General features: G+C 31.4%; 17 protein-coding genes. 5 read left to right on the top strand and 12 right to left on the bottom strand.

Annotated features, from left to right (window positions below):
* Nucleotides 1-31: 31 nt before the first annotated feature.
* On the top strand, nt 32-952 hold the full coding sequence (locus B4G36_RS13745; RefSeq protein ID WP_291064361.1) for a hypothetical protein: 921 nt from the start codon (nt 32-34) through the stop codon (nt 950-952).
* 10 nt (nt 953-962) lie between these two features.
* Entirely contained in the window at nt 963-2,012 is a 1,050-nt protein-coding gene (locus B4G36_RS13740; RefSeq protein WP_291064360.1) for an NAD(P)-dependent alcohol dehydrogenase, read from the top strand.
* 61 nt (nt 2,013-2,073) lie between these two features.
* Here the strand turns inward: B4G36_RS13740 and B4G36_RS13735 are convergent, their stop codons facing one another.
* Both B4G36_RS13735 and B4G36_RS13730 read right to left on the bottom strand, forming a co-directional pair.
* Complete coding sequence (locus tag B4G36_RS13735) at nt 2,074-2,295, bottom strand: hypothetical protein (protein WP_221854094.1); 222 nt, start codon at nt 2,293-2,295, stop codon at nt 2,074-2,076.
* Between the two features lie 30 nt (nt 2,296-2,325).
* Nucleotides 2,326-2,583 carry a hypothetical protein gene (locus B4G36_RS13730; protein WP_286495840.1) on the bottom strand — a complete coding sequence of 86 codons (258 nt, stop codon included), beginning with the start codon at nt 2,581-2,583 and terminating at the stop codon, nt 2,326-2,328.
* Between the two features lie 305 nt (nt 2,584-2,888).
* Between B4G36_RS13730 and B4G36_RS13725 the strand changes: the two genes are divergently transcribed.
* Complete coding sequence (locus tag B4G36_RS13725) at nt 2,889-3,971, top strand: hypothetical protein (RefSeq protein WP_291064359.1); 1,083 nt, start codon at nt 2,889-2,891, stop codon at nt 3,969-3,971.
* Complete coding sequence (locus B4G36_RS13720) at nt 3,955-4,584, top strand: hypothetical protein (protein ID WP_291064358.1); 630 nt, start codon at nt 3,955-3,957, stop codon at nt 4,582-4,584. Before B4G36_RS13725 ends, B4G36_RS13720 begins: the two co-directional genes overlap by 17 nt.
* Here the strand turns inward: B4G36_RS13720 and B4G36_RS13715 are convergent.
* From B4G36_RS13715 to B4G36_RS13685, 7 genes are all read right to left on the bottom strand, one after another.
* Nucleotides 4,524-5,081: a 5-formyltetrahydrofolate cyclo-ligase gene (locus B4G36_RS13715; protein ID WP_291064357.1), complete on the bottom strand. Its 558-nt coding sequence runs from the start codon at nt 5,079-5,081 to the stop codon at nt 4,524-4,526. The genes B4G36_RS13720 and B4G36_RS13715 overlap by 61 nt on opposite strands.
* A 30-nt stretch (nt 5,082-5,111) precedes the next feature.
* Entirely contained in the window at nt 5,112-6,125 is a 1,014-nt protein-coding gene (locus tag B4G36_RS13710) for a radical SAM protein (RefSeq protein WP_291064356.1), read from the bottom strand.
* Nucleotides 6,126-6,509: 384 nt separating this feature from the next.
* Nucleotides 6,510-7,418: a hypothetical protein gene (locus B4G36_RS13705; RefSeq protein ID WP_291064355.1), complete on the bottom strand. Its 909-nt coding sequence runs from the start codon at nt 7,416-7,418 to the stop codon at nt 6,510-6,512.
* Between the two features lie 35 nt (nt 7,419-7,453).
* Nucleotides 7,454-7,927: a ribonuclease HI gene (rnhA, locus tag B4G36_RS13700; protein WP_038336544.1), complete on the bottom strand. Its 474-nt coding sequence runs from the start codon at nt 7,925-7,927 to the stop codon at nt 7,454-7,456.
* Between the two features lie 3 nt (nt 7,928-7,930).
* Nucleotides 7,931-9,781: a M1 family metallopeptidase gene (locus B4G36_RS13695; protein WP_291064354.1), complete on the bottom strand. Its 1,851-nt coding sequence runs from the start codon at nt 9,779-9,781 to the stop codon at nt 7,931-7,933.
* Nucleotides 9,778-10,524, bottom strand: a complete 747-nt coding sequence (locus B4G36_RS13690) for a lysophospholipid acyltransferase family protein (RefSeq protein WP_291064353.1) — start codon at nt 10,522-10,524, stop codon at nt 9,778-9,780. The genes B4G36_RS13695 and B4G36_RS13690 overlap by 4 nt, the downstream gene beginning before the upstream one ends.
* A gap of 55 nt (nt 10,525-10,579) precedes the next feature.
* Nucleotides 10,580-12,232, bottom strand: a complete 1,653-nt coding sequence (locus B4G36_RS13685) for an alpha/beta fold hydrolase (protein ID WP_291064352.1) — start codon at nt 12,230-12,232, stop codon at nt 10,580-10,582.
* A gap of 137 nt (nt 12,233-12,369) precedes the next feature.
* Between B4G36_RS13685 and pgi the strand changes: the two genes are divergently transcribed.
* Nucleotides 12,370-14,022 carry a glucose-6-phosphate isomerase gene (gene pgi, locus B4G36_RS13680; RefSeq protein WP_291064351.1) on the top strand — a complete coding sequence of 551 codons (1,653 nt, stop codon included), beginning with the start codon at nt 12,370-12,372 and terminating at the stop codon, nt 14,020-14,022.
* 46 nt (nt 14,023-14,068) lie between these two features.
* Here the strand turns inward: pgi and B4G36_RS13675 are convergent, their stop codons facing one another.
* The 3 genes from B4G36_RS13675 to B4G36_RS13665 all read right to left on the bottom strand — a co-directional run bounded on the left by B4G36_RS13675 (nt 14,069) and on the right by B4G36_RS13665 (nt 17,795).
* On the bottom strand, nt 14,069-15,307 hold the full coding sequence (locus B4G36_RS13675; protein WP_291064350.1) for an MFS transporter: 1,239 nt from the start codon (nt 15,305-15,307) through the stop codon (nt 14,069-14,071).
* Nucleotides 15,307-17,040 (bottom strand): thiamine pyrophosphate-dependent enzyme, encoded by a 1,734-nt coding sequence (locus tag B4G36_RS13670; protein ID WP_291064349.1) that lies wholly within the window; start codon nt 17,038-17,040, stop codon nt 15,307-15,309. The genes B4G36_RS13675 and B4G36_RS13670 overlap by 1 nt, the downstream gene beginning before the upstream one ends.
* A gap of 233 nt (nt 17,041-17,273) precedes the next feature.
* A complete protein-coding gene (locus B4G36_RS13665) occupies nt 17,274-17,795 on the bottom strand; it encodes a plastocyanin/azurin family copper-binding protein (RefSeq protein WP_125349193.1) in 522 nt (173 codons plus the stop codon).
* Nucleotides 17,796-17,875 lie beyond the last annotated feature (80 nt).

Raw genomic sequence — 17,875 nt, 5'->3', positions numbered from 1 at the left:
GATTTTTTAATTTTATCCAAAATATAATCGAATGAAAAAATTATTTACTCTACTTGCCTTATGTTCAACTTTTGTTTTTGGGCAATATATATCAAAAGCGAAAATAACTTCTAAAAGCACAAATAATTCTTTTGAAATAAACGATGTAAAATACATTAATGATGGAAAAGGATTACAATTCAAAACAGATTTATCAAAAAATACTTTCGCAGTAGTTAGAGTAAAAGATTTCGATTTAGTTTATGATGCTGAAAATTTTTCTAAAAATATTCCTGAGATAAAAGGTGTGTTTAACAAAGAATCTTTTAGTTATCCTGATGGAGTTTATGTGACAAAAGACGATTTTGTTTCTAAAAATGTAGAAAATAAAGCATTTGAAATGAAACCAAATCTTTATGCTGATTTGTTTGAACAATCGGCAGATTTGGTTAATTTTTATGATACAAAAGGAAAATTTCCTGAATTTCAACAACGAGATTATTTTGCAATTGTGCGAAATGGAGATATTTATTTTAATGTAAAAGAGATAAAAAAGATTGCAAAGGATAAAAAAATCTTGTTAGCGAAAGAGATTCCAAATTTTGCCTATGTTAGAGTAAAAGCTGGATCAGATCATCATTTGTACATGGAACTCCCAAAATCACAACAAAATAATGGCTATTTAATGATGTTTGGAATTGCTGGAGCAATTGCTTCGACTGTTTTAGATACTAAGGACGCTCCAGAAGGTTATTCAGAAAATTATATCAATCTTGTGAAAGAAGGAATCATAACTTTTAATACAAATGATTATAAAGGAATTATTTTTGATACAAAAAATAAAGAATTTGAAATACTGTCGAAATGTTCTGATTTAAGTAGTTATGTTACGAAATATAATTCAGAGTTTAATTTAGATTGTAATGCAGATTATTCTATAGATAAACAAAGAGAAATATTAAATAACCTTTAATAAGTATAAAATGAACACAAAAACATACGCAGCGTTTAATGAAACTGATCCATTAGCGCCACACACAATAGAACGTCGACATTTACATGCGAAAGATATTTTTATCGATATCGAGTATTGTGGAGTTTGTCACAGCGATATTCATACAGCGAAAGGCGATTGGGGAAAACCAAATTATCCAGTTGTTCCAGGGCACGAAATTATTGGTCGAGTAAAAGAAATTGGTTCTGAAGTAACAAAGTTTAAAGTTGGAGATTTGGTTGGAGTAGGTTGTATGGTAGAATCTTGTCAACATTGTCATTCTTGCGACGAAGGTTTGGAGCAATATTGTGAAAATGGTTTTACAGGAACGTACAATTCTAAAAACTCGAAACATGGTGGAATCACTTACGGTGGTTATTCAGAAAACATCGTGGTAGAAGAAGATTTTGTGCTTCATGTACCCGAAAATATCGATGTAAAAGCTGCTGCGCCATTGTTGTGTGCGGGAATTACAACTTGGTCGCCTTTGCGTCATTGGAATGTAAAAGCGGGCGATAAAGTTGGTGTAATCGGTCTTGGAGGTTTGGGACATATGGGCGTTAAATTTGCAAAAGCAATGGGTGCACATGTTGTGATGATTACAACATCCGAATCGAAAGGTGAGGATGCAAAGAAACTTGGAGCTGATGAGGTTTTGATTTCGAAAGATGCAACACAAATGAAAGCGCATGCAAATTCATTTGATTTTTTATTGAATACAATTCCTGTAAAACACGATGTTAATCCATATTTACAATTATTAAAATTAGATAAAACAATGTGTATGGTTGGAGCTATCGAGCCTTTAGATGCTGTTCACGGAGGTTTATTGATTATGAAACGTCGTAATTTGGCAGGATCTTTAATTGGAGGAATCAAGGAAACACAAGAGATGTTAGATTTTTGTGGAGAACACAATATTGTATCTGATGTCGAAATGATCGATATTCAAAATATTAATGAAGCATACGAACGTATGATGAAATCTGATGTGAAGTACCGTTTTGTGATTGATATTAAATCATTGAAAGAATCTTAATCTTAGGTATAGAAACAAAAAAATCCGCTTAACGAGCGGATTTTTTTTTAGTTTTTAAGTTCTATTTCGCAACAGAATCTTTTGTTGTTCCTGCTGGATTTACAGTTTTCGAAGAATCTACCGTAACTCCTTCTACAGAATCTGCCGCAGGAATCTCTGCTTTTTCAACATTTACAGAATCTTCAATAACTGTTGTTGGTTCTCCTACACTTGTTGGTTCTTGTTTACAAGAAATTGCTGTGAAAGAAATCGCTGCGAAAGCGAATAACGCTAATTTTTTCATTTGATTTTTTTGTTTAATCTATTCTACAAATTATTTTTTCTCTGTTGTTGTAGTCGTAGTTGTTTCAACTTTTACAGGAGTTTCTTTTACAACTGCCGAATCTTTGATAACAACAGAATCTTTTCCTACAGAGTCAATTTTTACAGAATCTTCGATTGTTGTAATCGTGTCATTTTTTACTTCTGTTTCAGTTTTTGTTTCTTTCGATCCAAATAAATTACAAGATGTTAGACCAAATGAAGTTCCGATTACTCCTAATACGATTACGTTTAATGCTAATTTTTTCATAACTTTAATTTTTTAAATGTTTAATTGATTTTTTTTTCTTGATTTTTTCAATCATTTTGTTGAACCAAAGTTAAGCAGACATCAAAGTTTTTTGAAGTAAAATAGTTGTAAGATGATTGTAATCCAATCATCTAATATTCAACAAATGTTTTACAACAAAAGAAATCATTTAATAACGCATTAATAAAGAAATACAACTCAACATATCAAAAAAATTATTTTATTTGTAGTTGTATTAAAAGACAATTTGTAAAATCGAAATTATTTTACAAAATACTGAAAACCAACTTTATAAATTTATTTTTTTGAGCAAATTTACAGATATAGAAATTTTCGAAATTCTGAAAAAAACGATTTCAAATCGATTTTTAGAAGAAAATTCTGCTCAATCCGAAAATATCTCCGATTGGAAGGGGCAAGAAATTACATCTTTTCAAGACGATTTATTCAATAAAACCAGATCTACCGTAAGTGAAAAGTGGTTTTATACGTATTTTAAGTCAGATTTTAAGAAACTTCCTCGTATTGATATGCTGAATCTTTTGGCGCAATATTGTGGATATAAAAATTGGGCACACTTTCTTAATGTTCAGAAAATCGAACATTTTGGTCCAAATAAGACTGAAGAATCGACGATTGAAGCAACAGAAAACGAAAATTTTTCATCACAACATATAATTCCTGAAGAATCTGAAGTAGAGATTCCAGTAGATGTTAAACCATCAACAGAAAAAGAAATAATTCAGTTAAAAGAGAAAGTTGCTAAAACAAAACCTAAGCTAAAATTGATTTCAATAATAGCAGCTGCAGTTGTTTTGTTGAGCGGAATTGGCGCAACTATTTATTTTTCAATTTTTGGTCAGCGAGAATATGAATTTTGTTTTGTAGATTCGGATAGACAAGCTGCAATTATCAATTCTGTTGAGGTTACAATTATTAGAGATGGTTTTACGCCACTTTATTTATCAACGAAAACAGGTTGTATCAAATTTGAATCGCAAAAAGATACAATCAAGATGTTTGTGAGTTCGCCTTATTATAAACAAGATACGTTTAAGGTTAATTTACATCAATATAATCAGCCTGAAAAGCTATTGTTAGAGCCAGATGATTATAAGATTATGCTGTATTATTATTCGAATTCAGCAAAAGATTTGAAACAACGAATTTCTAAGCTAAATCAAATGATTGCGGATGATGCGTTGATTTATCAAGTGTATGACAATGATTTTTTTGGTGTAGAGATTCTTTCGAAACAACAATATATCAATTTAGTTACAATGCCTACGACATCGTTAAAGAATTTTTCTTTGATCGAATCGGAAAGGAAAAATGGAAAAATTGTGAAATTAAAATTTAAAATCCAGCAAGATGAGAACGATAAGTAAAATAGTTCAGTTTAGCATGATATTGCTGATGAGTGTTTGGATGATATTTTCGTGCAAAGACGATAAATATAAAGGAGATTATAACCCAGAAGCGATAAAAGGTTACAAAAACGAAGCATCGACAGTAAGTAATAAAATGGATTCGGTAGAAGCTGTAAATTTTATTGCAAAGCAAAAATTGCGCGAGTTTTTCGAGCTTTCGGCGCTGGCATCTAATACCAATGATACGGTTGTTGATAGCTTGTTGAGAGATCAATTGTTATCTTATTTTCCTAAAAAAGATACGACCGAAATATTTTCGTTATTGAGAGAACTTCGTTCAAAAAAAGTAACATTTACTTCCATTTCTAAATTTGCAATTTTACCAAAAGATTCGATTACACCAGACTCTATCAAGCGAATTGCGTATACAATTAATTATTTCAATTCGGATAAAAAGTTAATCGAAACCAATAATCATGTTGGTGTATTTGTGTTAAAACAAGAGCCGATCAAATTTCAGCGAGAGTTTAAATTCTATTTCAGAACACTAAATGATAAAAAAGACTCGATTCAGAAAGATTCAATTCCATCTGGAGTAATACAAAAATCAAGAGGAAAATCGCCGAAATAAGCGTCTTCAATATATTCAATAGGTCTAAAATAAGTTAGACCTATTTTTTTTGAATCAGCTCTACATCTTGCCAAAAATTTATCATAATATCCCCCGCCGTAACCTACACGATTTCCTTTTTTATCGGCAACAAACATTGGAATAAAAATAACATCAATCGCTTTAGAATCAATTTCTGAATACTGAGTGGGTTCTGGAATTTGAAGTGAATTTAAAACCGTTTCGAAACCTTTTTCTACTTTACAATTAATCATATCATCGCCAACAACCAAAGGCAAAACCACCTCTTTTTGCTGTTGAAATAGCCAATTTATGATTGGATAAGTATTGATTTCGTTATTTTTTTCGATAGGTAAGAAAATATGAAATGTCTGATCTGTAGAAAAATCTAACTGTTTGATATGTTCAAAAATTTGATCACTCAAGTCATCCACTTCTTCTTTAGTGAATGATTTTCTCAACGTTCGGTAATATTTTCTAGCTTCAGATTTTGTCATTTCTTCGTAGTTTGATACGAAGTTAAGATCTTACTCAATAATATTATAATTTAAAGAAGTTTTTGTTTTGAGTTTATCCATTTGTTTTTTACTCGAAAAAGCATTTCTCAAAAGTTCTTTTGATAGACCTATTTTTTTAGAGAAATCATTAAAAGTATCCTTTTTGTAATCAAATTCATCTTTCCACGTATAACCAGGTCGTATGTAACAATAGGTATAATTATAAACTAAACTTTCTACGTTTGTTGCGTTTACTAATTCATCGTAAGTTGAAGTTGCTAATAAAGTCATTTCTCTATTCTTTGATTTAGTTTTAATTTCTCTCAAAACCGAATCATAGCTATCTTTCAGGCTCGAAATATCTGTATCTTGATATTCGGTATCACCCATGCTTTTCATTGGACGAATTTGAAGAATATTTGGTTCGTATTTTCCGTATAATGAGAAAAAATCCCTTAGTTCTAAGAAATTATCTTTATTGAAAGTATAATTGATTCTCAAAATAAGATTCGGATTATTTTTCTTTTCTTCATAAATTGCTTGCAAAGCTTCGTGAAATTTATCGAAAGAGGCTTTTCCCATAAAGTTTTCGTAAACTTCTTGATGTACACCATGCAACGAAATAGTGAATTCATTCAATCCATTACCTACAAGTTCTTTTACCTTTTCTTTGGTTAACAAATTTGCATTAGTTGTAAGCGATATATAAGGAACCTTGTGCGTTTTTCCTAAAGAAACAATTTGCGCTAGATCTTTATACAAAGTAGGTTCTGTACCACAACCAATTTGCAGTTTAAGAGCTCTGCCAAACATTTTATCAGCTAAAATTGATAAATCTTCTTTTGGAAAAATACCTTTAGTTTTCTTTACATAATTTTCATCTGTAAAATAACACATTTTGCAACGTAAATTACAAGCCATCACAGGATCAAAATTGACAGCAATATATCTTTGATTTGTTTTATGCAAAAGATACATTCCTAAAAATTTTATCCGATGATTTTTAATTAACCAATTTAATTTTAAAAGCTTGTAAACGTTCATATCTTAATAGTGTAATTTGATTCTTACAAATATACTTTAAAACGAACGTGATGAAGAATTATTTCTTTTTCTTTGAAAGAACTTAATTGTAATTATTTTAAGAAAAATACGACAAAAATAAAACAAGCGATTGCCATAAATAGTAATAAGTTTACCGGTTTTACTTTCATTTTACTGAATAAAGACTTTTTGTAAGTTTTGTGAATTCTTTTCGGTTTAGACATTTTCAATTTCATTACTAATTCTACAATACAGATGCAAATTTCTTAAAAAGGTTGCCTATAGAAAAGTTAAAAAATACAAATAACAAGTATACTTCTGTTTCTCAATTAAATAAAAATGTTAAAAAATGCTTTCAGATTCTGAAAGCATTTTTTTGAGTTATCAACTAAATTTTTTCATTCTCTTTGCAGCTTCGTCCAACCAAGGTTGATAATTGCAGTGTTTTTGTATCGCTTGATAAATTCCGTTGCTATTCGGATCTTTTGGATCAAGTTCATAGATTAATGAATTAATAAAACCATTTTTAATTGACTGACTTTTGATATTTTCTAACAAAGCATCAGCAGAAATTCCTTGATATAATTTTTCTTGTAAGTTTGTTAAGACAATATTACGGTAACTCTGATACGTTCTATAATCCTCGTCATTATCTAGATCGATTTCGTCTAATTCTGTCAAAAAATTAACAGGTAATTGCTGAGAAGCAGGATTGTAGTAAGTGTAAGAATCCTTGTACATGTACAACAAATTGATAAAATCGTAATCTAAATTCGTTTTTTCCGTTTTGATGAACGAAGAATTAACTTCTAATTTCTCTAAATCTTTGAAAACTTTTTGATGAAACTTTTTGATTTGATTTTTGAAATCTGGCGGAGCAAGTTTAAATAATTCGGTATGTTCAGTTAAGAATTTATCCATTTTAAAACTTTTGTCAACCAAATAATTGTTTCGATTTTTTCCTATTCCAGAGAATTTGAAATTATTCTCCAAATGTTTTAAATCTGTATTTAGAATCAAACTATCACCTGGAATCAAATAAATTGTAAACTCTTCGCGCTCAATAGAAAGTGTTTTGTAGCCTTCGTCAACTAACTGAACTGTATCCGAAAAATTTCCATCAAAATCTAAAGCAAAAGCCTTTTCACGATTATTCAATAATAGGTAAATGCTATCTGTTTGTGCATTGGCGATTCGTCCACTAAAGTAGACAAGTTCACCTTTTTCTTTTTTAGGCGAACAACTGTAAATTGTAATTAAAATTAGTGGGAGAAATCTCCACAACTTCTTCATTTTCATTTTCCTCTCTGCCTCACAAAAGTAGAAAATTATTCTTCGTTTTGATGAATTTCGAAGTAAGAATCTATCTTAAAATTTTCTGGTTTATTTGCTGCTGCAACCGCCAATTTATCAGCTTCTTCGTTCCAATGATGTCCAGCATGACCTTTTATCCATTGAAATTTTACGCGATGAATTTTATAAACTTCTAAAAATCTTTTCCACAAATCAGCATTCTTCTTTCCTTTGAAATTCTTTTGCACCCAACCAAAAACCCAACGTTTTTCCACAGCATCTACCACATATTTAGAATCGGTCACAATAGTAATCTCCGTGTTGGTGAACTTTAGCGTTTCCAAAGCCGTAATAACTGCCAACAATTCCATTCGATTATTGGTCGTTAGTCGAAAACCTTGAGAAATTTCTTTTTTGACTTTTTTCTCGGTTTCCAACAAAATACAACCAAATCCTCCTGGACCAGGATTTCCCAACGACGAACCGTCTGTATATGCTACAATCGCCATGTTTTATGGTTTGTAATTTAACATTGTATCAATTGTTTGACGCGCAACAAAATGATAATTTGGACGCGCATCTTTGTAAATATTCTTCGCTAAATCCAATTGATTAGATTCTTTTAAAGCTAAGTATAAAGGCTCTAAAAATTTACGACGACCAACATTTACCAAGAATTCTTTTGCATTTGTATTAACTTTATCGTAGTGCATTAAAAATGCTTTTTCGTACCAAGCACATTCAATTTCTGGATTTTTTGAATTTGTAAAATCATAAATAGCATCCAAATAAGCAAAATCTTCTTTCGTGTTTTTAGTCGTATCAATTTGACGAATAAAATGAACCCATTCGTTTGTAGATCTCGTAGATATCGCCACTTTTTTCGGAGCAACTTTATTTCGCCCGTTTTTAATATCTTGCTGTAACTGTGCTTCTGCTAAATCGAATAATTTTGAAGTAGGTTTTTTCAAATCTTTTGGCCAACCTGTGTTATAAATCCATTCTTGAACAAAAGAATCGTCTCCATTTGTCAAATTAGTTTTCAAATACTCCACAAATTTTTCTGTCGTCATCGTTTGGAAAGCGTGCGAAGAAAAATATTGATTCAAGAATTTATCAAATTTTTTACGACCATATTTATCTTCTAACATTTTCAAAAATAAATAACCTTTATCGTACGGAACATCAGAAAAAGCATCATCAGGATTTGCACCTTTCATGTTCACTTTTAATGAAGTATATTTTTCTGGAATATTTTTCATCGACGTTTCCAAATCTTGAAAACCGATTACCGAAATCATATCTGCATAATCTTTTCCTTCTAATTCTTCCATAATTCTACGTTCGAAATAAACTGTAAATCCTTCATTTACCCAGAAATCATCCCAAGTAGAATTCGTTACTAAATTTCCAGACCAAGAATGCGCCAATTCGTGTGCAATCAAATTCGTCATCGAACGATCACCTACAATTGCAGTTGGTGTTGCGAATGTTAAACGCGGATTTTCCATTCCACCAAAAGGAAACGAAGGTGGTAAAACCAATACATCAAATTGTTCCCAAGGATATTTTCCGTACAATTTCTCGGCAGCCGTTACCATTTTTCCCATGTCGGCAAATTCCCACGCAGCAGCTTTCAATAAGCCAGGTTCTGCATAAACTCCCGTTCTGTTATCGATTGGTTGATATTGTACATCACCAACAGCCAAAGCAATCAAATAAGGTGCAATTGGTTGAGGCATTTTGAACGTGTAAACACCTTCTGCATTTTTCTCTTTCGGATTGATTGCACTCATCAAAGGCAACAAATCTTTTGGCGTTTTTACTTTTGCATCATACGTTAAGCGAACACTTGGTGTATCCTGAATTGGAATCCAAGAACGCGTTAAAATCGCTTGTCCTTGCGACAATAAAAACGGATGCTTTTTATCGTGAGTTTGTTGTGCATTTAACCATTGTAAGGCATTTGCGTCTGGAGAAGTTTTGTAGAAAACTTTTACAATTGTATCATTTGGCGTAACATCAATGATTAAGGCTTGACCTTTAATAGAATCTTTTTCACCTAATTTGTATGTTGTTTTTTTTCCATTCGCTAATAAAACTGAATCAATTATTAGTTTTTCGGTATCTAAAATCAATTGTTTTGCTTGATTATTTTCGAATGTATAAGCCGCAGAACCTTTAATTTGATGCGTATCAAAATCGGTTTCGATATCCAAACTCAAATGTTTGATGCGAGCTTTATCTAAATCAGCAAAAGTTTGATTATCCTTTGCTTCTATTTCGGTAGATGATGAAGTTTGTTTATTACAACTTGCCAGCGTTAATACAGTTCCTATTGCAATATAAACTAAATTTTTCATTGTTCTAAATCTTTTAAAATCATGTTGTAAGCAGCTTCTTTCAGCGCCACTTTATCTTTTTTAACGTCTAAATCTTTGGTTTCGAAAGTAGCTAATAATCGAACTTTTATTTTCCCTGGATATCCTCGAAACCAATTGAATGGAAACATTTTATTAACACCATGAATCGCCAAAACAGCCAAAGGTGTTTGTGTTTCAATCGCAATGTTAAACGCTCCATCTTTGAAAGGATCCAAATAAATTTTGAATTCTTTGTCGTTTGTAACGCCGCCTTCAGGAAAAATAAAAATACTCAGATTTTTGTCTAACTTTTTCTTTGCTTCGGGATAAACAAGTGCTTTACTACGTGCACTTTTTCGGTCGACAGGGATACAAATTCGTTCGAATATTCGTCCAAAGATAGGGATTTTGAGTAACTCTGCCTTGCCTACAAATACGATTGGATGATGTTTTAGAATCGTCAACATCAACATAATATCCATCACCGAAGTATGATTAGCTATAAAAACATAATTTTCTTTCGGCTCGAGTGGAACAAGTTTTTTGTAATCTATTCTAAATCCTGTTCCATACAAAACAAATTTTCCCCAATATCTTATAAATGGGTAGATGTAAGGAAATGTTTTATCGAAGTTTGCTAAAGGTAATACGATAAAAACACCAATTGTTAGGACATAAATTGCGGCTAATAAAATCATCCAAATGCGCCAAATAAGGACGAAGAAACCTGTGATGTATTTCATTGAGTTGGTTTAGTTGGGTAAAGATATGGAGAAAATGAAAACTAAACCTATGTTCCTATTTTTTCAAAAACTTCAAAATGGCTTCATTTAATACTTTTGGTTGCTCGAAAGGAACATAATGTGTCGAATTTGGAATAATCAATAACTCTGCTTTTGAAATATTTTGTTGAATTTCTTTAGTATGACTCTCTTTTACTTCATCTTTTTCTCCAGCAATGACCAATACAGGATTTTGAATTTTATTTAATTCTAGTTTAGTAATTTTTGGTTCATTTAACATCAATTTGATTAAGCGTAAATTCGTATTTTCTGAAGATCTATTTACTAAACTTTTCAAATTCTCAATCAGTTCTTCGCTTACTCCATTTGGATTAAGAACTGCTCCAATTGTTATAATTTTATTAACTAATTCAGGATGTTGAGTATTGAAAATTAAAGCTGTGTTTCCACCATCACTCCAACCAACAAGATTTACTTTCTTTAGATTAAGTTTTTGTATCACTTGAAGTAAATCGTTTGAAAATTCTTCATAAGTGTAAGGTGTATTTGTCAAATCTGTACTTCTCCCTTGTCCGCGCGTATCAAGAACAGTTACTCGATAATGCTTGGCAAAAAATGGAATTTGTCGATAAAAATCTTCTATACTTCCGTTATTTCCATGTAAAAAAATCAAAGGCTCACCTTGTCCATATTCTTCATAATAAATCTTTGCATCGTTTATGTCAATATATTTTCCTAACTTATTTTTTCCATAAATCAACTTTTTAGCATTCTCTTTATGTTGATAATATGAAATTAATTCTTTTGTTTTTGTATCAATTTCTACAGGCTTTTCCTCATTTATAGTCAATTTATCTTTTGAATATAAAAGATCTAAGTTGGCGATAAAAACGCCTTCGGAAGCTTCCCAATTACCTTGACTTTGATACCTAAACAATAAATCTTTTGCTAAAGATTTTTTAGCCGAAACACCAAAAACAAAATCTTCTTGATCTAATTTTTTATAACCAACTAATTGTAGTGTTACAGCAATTTGATCAACATTTTTGAATCGAAATTTATAAGGTGTTAAATTAATTTTTTGCCATCCTGTTGTAGAAGTTTTATAAATAATGTTTTTATCTAAAATGGATTCTACGGGTAACCCATTTTTGACCGAATAAATATTTACTTTCAGCGTTATTTCTTCAAATTTAGAACTTGGAATAATATGAAAATTAAACGCATTCAGTTTTGTAGTTGGGTAAATTTCAAAAATATTTCCTTGTTCAATTGTAGGTACATTTTCATCAAACATTTTAGAAAAAGTAAGCATCGGACGAGTTTTTTGTCCAATAATTTTCTCTTTCATTTTTTCTGTTTTCAGTGTCACCTCTGACAATGAAATTGATTTTTCAGTTAATATAACAACAGAACTTTGTTGAATATCATGAACCGATTTTGAAGTTAAATTATAACCTGACGCATCAAAAACTAAATGAGTTTTAGTTAAATTTTCGGGAATTTCGATAGAAAATTGACCATTTTCATCTGTAATTGCTCCAACTTCTGAATTTTCTATTCCAATAGAACAGTATGAAATTGGCAAATTATTACTGTCTTTTACAGTTCCTTTCACTTGAATTTGGGCTTGAACGATTGTACAAATACTTAAAATTAATCCAAAAAAATAGTTGCGCATGACTTTGTTGTTTGCTATATGACGCATTGTTTTTAAAAAGGTTACATGATAAGATAGATAATTATTTCTTAAAATTTTTCTGCTACAACGTTATCGTGATAATATTGATTTTGACATGAATTTGAAATGATTAAATTTGTTAAGGAAAGAATACTAAAAATATTATGGCTTTAAATACAATCAATCCAACAACTACAAAGGCTTGGAATGCGTTAGAGAAACATTTTCAAACGATTCAGCATACATCAATCAAAGAACTATTTGCTCAAAATTCAAATCGTTTTGAAGAATTTTCGATTCAATATCCTTCATTATTAGTGGATTATTCGAAAAATAGAATTAATGCAGAAACGATTCAACTTTTGGTTGATTTGGCGAAAGAAATGGATGTTGATACGGCAATTCAGCAAATGTTTGAAGGAGATGTCATCAACGTAACAGAAAAACGTGCTGTTCTGCATACAGCTTTACGCAATCGCTCTAATGAAGAAGTTTTGGTTGACGGAAAAGATGTGATGCCTCAAATTAATGAGGTGTTAGATCAGATGAAATCATTTTCGGAGAAAGTAATTTCTGGTGAATGGAAAGGTTTTTCAGGAAAAGAAATTACAGATATTGTCAACATCGGAATTGGTGGTTCGGATCTTGGACCTGTGATGGTAACGGAAGCGTTGAAACATTATAAAACTCGTTTGAATATTCATTTTGTTTCGAATATTGATGGAACGCATTTAGCAGAAACTTTTAAAGAAATAAATCCAGAAACAACCTTATTTATTGTTGCTTCAAAAACATTTACAACGCAAGAAACGATGACAAATGCTTTTTCAGCAAAAGAATGGTTTTTGAATTCTGATGCTCAAGAAGCTGATGTAGCGAAACATTTTGTGGCGTTATCGACAAATGCAGAAGGTGTTGCTAATTTCGGAATTGATACGGCAAATATGTTCCAATTTTGGGATTGGGTTGGTGGTCGTTATTCATTGTGGAGTGCGATTGGTTTGAGCATTGCTTTGGCAGTAGGTTTCGATAATTTCGAAGAATTGTTAGAGGGAGCGCATGAAATGGATGTGCATTTCAAAACAGAAACTTTAGATCAAAATATACCAATAGTTTTGGCGCTTTTAGGAATTTGGTACAACAACTTCTTTGGTGCAGATTCGGTTGCTTTGTTACCTTATGAACAATATTTATCGCGCTTTGCAGCATATTTTCAGCAAGGAGATATGGAAAGTAATGGTAAATATGTTGGTCGTGATGGAAAGAAAGTAGATTATGAAACGGGACCAATTATTTGGGGAGAACCAGGAACAAATGGACAACATGCTTTTTATCAATTAATCCATCAAGGAACAAAATTAATTCCAGCCGATTTTATTGCAGGAGCTAATTCGTTGAATGTTTTAGGCGACCATCATGCAAAATTATTATCAAACTTTTTTGCTCAAACAGAAGCTTTAGCTTTTGGAAAAGATGAAGAAACGGTTGTTGCTGAATTAGAAAAAGCAGGGAAATCGAAAGAAGAAATTGATTTCTTAACTGCTTTCAAAATTTTTGAAGGAAATCGTCCTACAAACTCAATTTTATATCAAGTATTGACTCCAAAAGTTTTAGGAAATTTAATTGCGATGTACGAACACAAAATTTTTGTGCAAGGTGTTATTTGGAATATTTTCTCTTTTGATCAATGGGGAGTAGAGTTAGGAAAACAATTAGCAAATGTGATTTTACCAGAGTTAGAAAATGATGAACAAGTTACTTCTCATGATGCTTCTACAAATGGATTAATCAATGCTTATAAATATTGGAGAAAATAATTTATCAATATAATTACTCAAAAATCCGCTCAATGAGCGGATTTTTTTATGAATTTTTGTGACCAGTTTCTTTTAAAAATAAGGTTAGAATAATGGCAATAAATATTCCAATGATCCAAAACCAAATTGCTTGATGATAATGTACAGTTTTATCTGTAACATTTACAATTTCGTTTCCATATAATTTAGCAAAAACAGGATTAACTAGAGAAGTTACACCAAATGTCAAAAAGTTTTGAACTCCAGTTGCAGAGCCTTTTACATAATCTGGATTAGCTTCTTTGCTAACCGAATATGGGATCATTGCGACTCCAGAGAAAAGCCCAAAAATGAAAAATGTAACTTTTATTGGAATTAAATCTGAAAGATAAATGAGTTGTAAAAACATCAGGATCATTCCGATACAACCAAAAAGAATAACAGGTTTTCTTTTTCCTATTTTATCCGTTATATAACCCATTAATGGACATCCAACTACCCAGCCTAGTGACGCCATAGCAGCAGTCATAGCAGCATTGTGAGCATCAAAACCTAAGTCTAATTTGAAAAAAGGAACAGCCCAAGTCATGGCAAAAATTGTTGTCGGTATAAATAATAATCCAGAAATAATACCAGTTAACCAAGAATTTGGATTGCTGAAAATAATTTTGAAAGGTTCAATAAAAGAGGTTTGTTTACTTTTTTCGATCTCTTCTTCAGACGATTTTGGAGTTATGAACAGCATTGCTACAGCTGGAATTATACATAAAACTCCAGCAATTATCCAAAATGTTTTATATCCAAAACCATTTTCTAATAATGGCGCAACCACAAATTGTCCTGCCGCTCCACCAAGCATTCCTATACATTGAGAGAAGCCTATTGCTGTTGCTAAAGATTTTGATGAGAATCCTTTGGTTGCTAAATAGACACAACCAGGAAAAGCAAATGCGCTACCTGCTCCTTGTAATAATCTGCCTGTTGTTCCAGCGAATTGGGAGGAAGCGATAAATAAAATACATCCTATTCCGAGTATAAAACATCCTGCAAACATCGAATATCTTGCACCAAATTTGTCTAAAAATATTCCAGCAATTAAAGCGAATATCGAATAGGTGTAATAATATGTTCCAATGAGAGAAACTAAATTTTCTTTAGAAATGTTGTAATTCTGAGCCAAATCTGTGATCATTAATGAAGGCGCAGAACGAGTTGCGTAATCAATGAAATAAAAGATTAAGCCTAAAACCCATGCAATGATGAAAAGTTTTTTACTTGATTGTGTGATAGATGATGGTTGATTCATTATAAATCTTTTAAATGTTTATAATTGGATTTAATCGTTTCCATTACCTCATTCATTTTTCCACCTAACATTAGTTTCGCCATAGATTTTGTCATTCCAATCATTTGATCAAGATCTACTTTTGGAGGCATTGCTAAAGCGTTTGGATTTGTAAATACATTTAATAAATACGGTCCATTATACGCAAAAGCTCTTCCGATTGCATCAGGTAAATCATCAGGATTTTTAACCGATTCGCTTTCTATTCCCATTGCTTTTCCAATCAAAGTAAAGTCAGGATTTTCCATATCTGTTTCATTGTCAGTTAAACCAGCAACTTCCATTTCCAATTTAACCATTCCTAATGTTCTATTATTAAAAATAATTAGTTTAACAGGTAGATTATATTGTTTGATGGTTGCTAAATCTCCTAATAACATTGAGATTCCACCATCTCCACACATCGCAATAATTTGTCTATCAGGATATGCCATTTGTGCACCAATCGCTTGAGGCATTGCATTTGCCATAGAACCATGATTAAAAGATCCTAACATTTTCCTTTCCCCCGTACCCGTTATATAACGTGCTCCCCAAACACAACACATTCCTGTATCAACTGTAAAAATAGCATCTTTTGTAGCTAACTCATCTAATAAATAAGCTGCATATTCGGGTTGAATGGCATTTTCTTTTCCTTTTTCATGAACAAATGTCATTTTGCTTTCAAGAACTTTCTTGTACATTTCTAATTGACTATCCAAAAAATCTTTGTCTTGCTTAGGTTCTAATAACTCAATTAATTCGTTAATTGTTTCTTTTGCATTTCCGACTAATCCTAAATCAATTTTAGCTCTTCGTCCAAGTTTAGAGCCATCTGAATCAATTTGAATGATTTTTTTATCTGTTGGAATAAAATCTTTATAAGGAAAATCGGTACCAATCAAAATAATTAAATCAGCTTTGTGCATAGCATGATAAGCAGATGGTTGACCAAGTAATCCTGTCATTCCTATTTCATTTGGATTATTGGGTTGAATACTCATTTTTCCTTTGAACGAATATCCAACTGGAGCATGCAAATGACGAGAAAGTTTTATAACTTCTTCATTTGCTTGAGATGCGCCAATTCCACAGAATAAGGTAATATTATTAGCATCATTTATAATAGAAGCAGCTTCTCTTAATTCAGTTTTATTTGGAGTAATAATAGGTTGATTGAAATAGAAATTCGAGGTATAATTACTTTCAACGGCTTCCATTTCTGCAATATCTCCTGGAAGTCCAATAATTGCAACATCTTTTTTTGAAATAGCATGTTGTATTGCTGTTTGTACCATTCTAGGAACTTGTTCTGCTCGAGTAATAATTTGATTATAACAACTACAATCATCAAAAAGTTTAATAGTATTCGTTTCCTGAAAATAATCTGTACCAAATTCTATTGTAGGCAGAGTAGAGGCAATTACAACTAAAGGAGTTCTTGATTTATGTGCTTCATAAACTCCGTTGATCAAATGTACATGACCAGGACCAGAACTTCCAGCGCAACATCCAATCCCATTCAATTCTGATTCGGCAGTAGCAGCTATTGCTCCAGCTTCTTCATGTCTTACATGAACCCAATCAATTTTGTCACTTTGTTTAACTGCAATATTAAAAAAATTGAGACTATCACCAGTTACTGCATAAACACGTTTTATATTCGTTTTTTCTAGTAATTCTACAATTTGATGTGCTACATTCTTTCCCATAATAAAGTATTTTTTTGATTGTGACTAACAAGTTATGAAATTATAGAATGAAAATATTTGGAATAAGTGTTAAATATTTGAACAATAAATTTTTGTAAAATAAAAAAGCCTGTTAAGAAACAGGCTTAAAATTAACACATGAGGACAAAATTTACTCTACTAAATCTTATACGATTAATATAATTCAATATTTGTGCCAATATTATATTTGACATAAAAAATAATTGCACAATCTATTTAACCGCTTTTATTTTTCCATTCATTGTGGCAAAATGACCAGGGAAAGAACATAAGAAATCGTATGTACCTTCTTCTAAAGTAAATTTGATTTGATCATTTTCTTTACCACCTAACAATTTTGTGTGCGCAATAATTTCTGATTGTAATTCGGTCGGAATATAATCTGTCGCCTTAGCAGAAGCCGCTGTATTTGCAAAAGCAGAAGCATCAGAACCTGGTTTTAATAAAATAAAATTATGTCCCATTGCTTCTTTTGACATTTCACCAGCATTCATTAAGATTAAAGTTACTTCTTCACCAGCTTTTACTGTAAATTCAGTTTTATCGTAGCGCATATCATCACTCGCTTTCAAAACAATATGATTGTTTGTAGCAGGCGTAGCTGTAGAAGTTTCAGCATCTTCTGATGGAGCTGTACTATAATCTATTTCTGGTTGAGTTGATTCATCTTTCTTAGAATCTCCGCAGCTCATCATCAAAATTGCCGCGAAACTCATCAAAGCTATTTTTTTCATTATTTCAATTTTTTGTTTGATGTAAAAATAATGAAATTCAGTAACTTAAAAAAATTTACTCAGTCTAAATAGAACTGATT

Source organism: Empedobacter sp. UBA3239, assembly GCF_002362875.1.
Taxonomy (GTDB): domain Bacteria; phylum Bacteroidota; class Bacteroidia; order Flavobacteriales; family Weeksellaceae; genus Empedobacter; species Empedobacter falsenii_B.
This window is presented reverse-complemented; position numbering and strand designations above follow the sequence as displayed.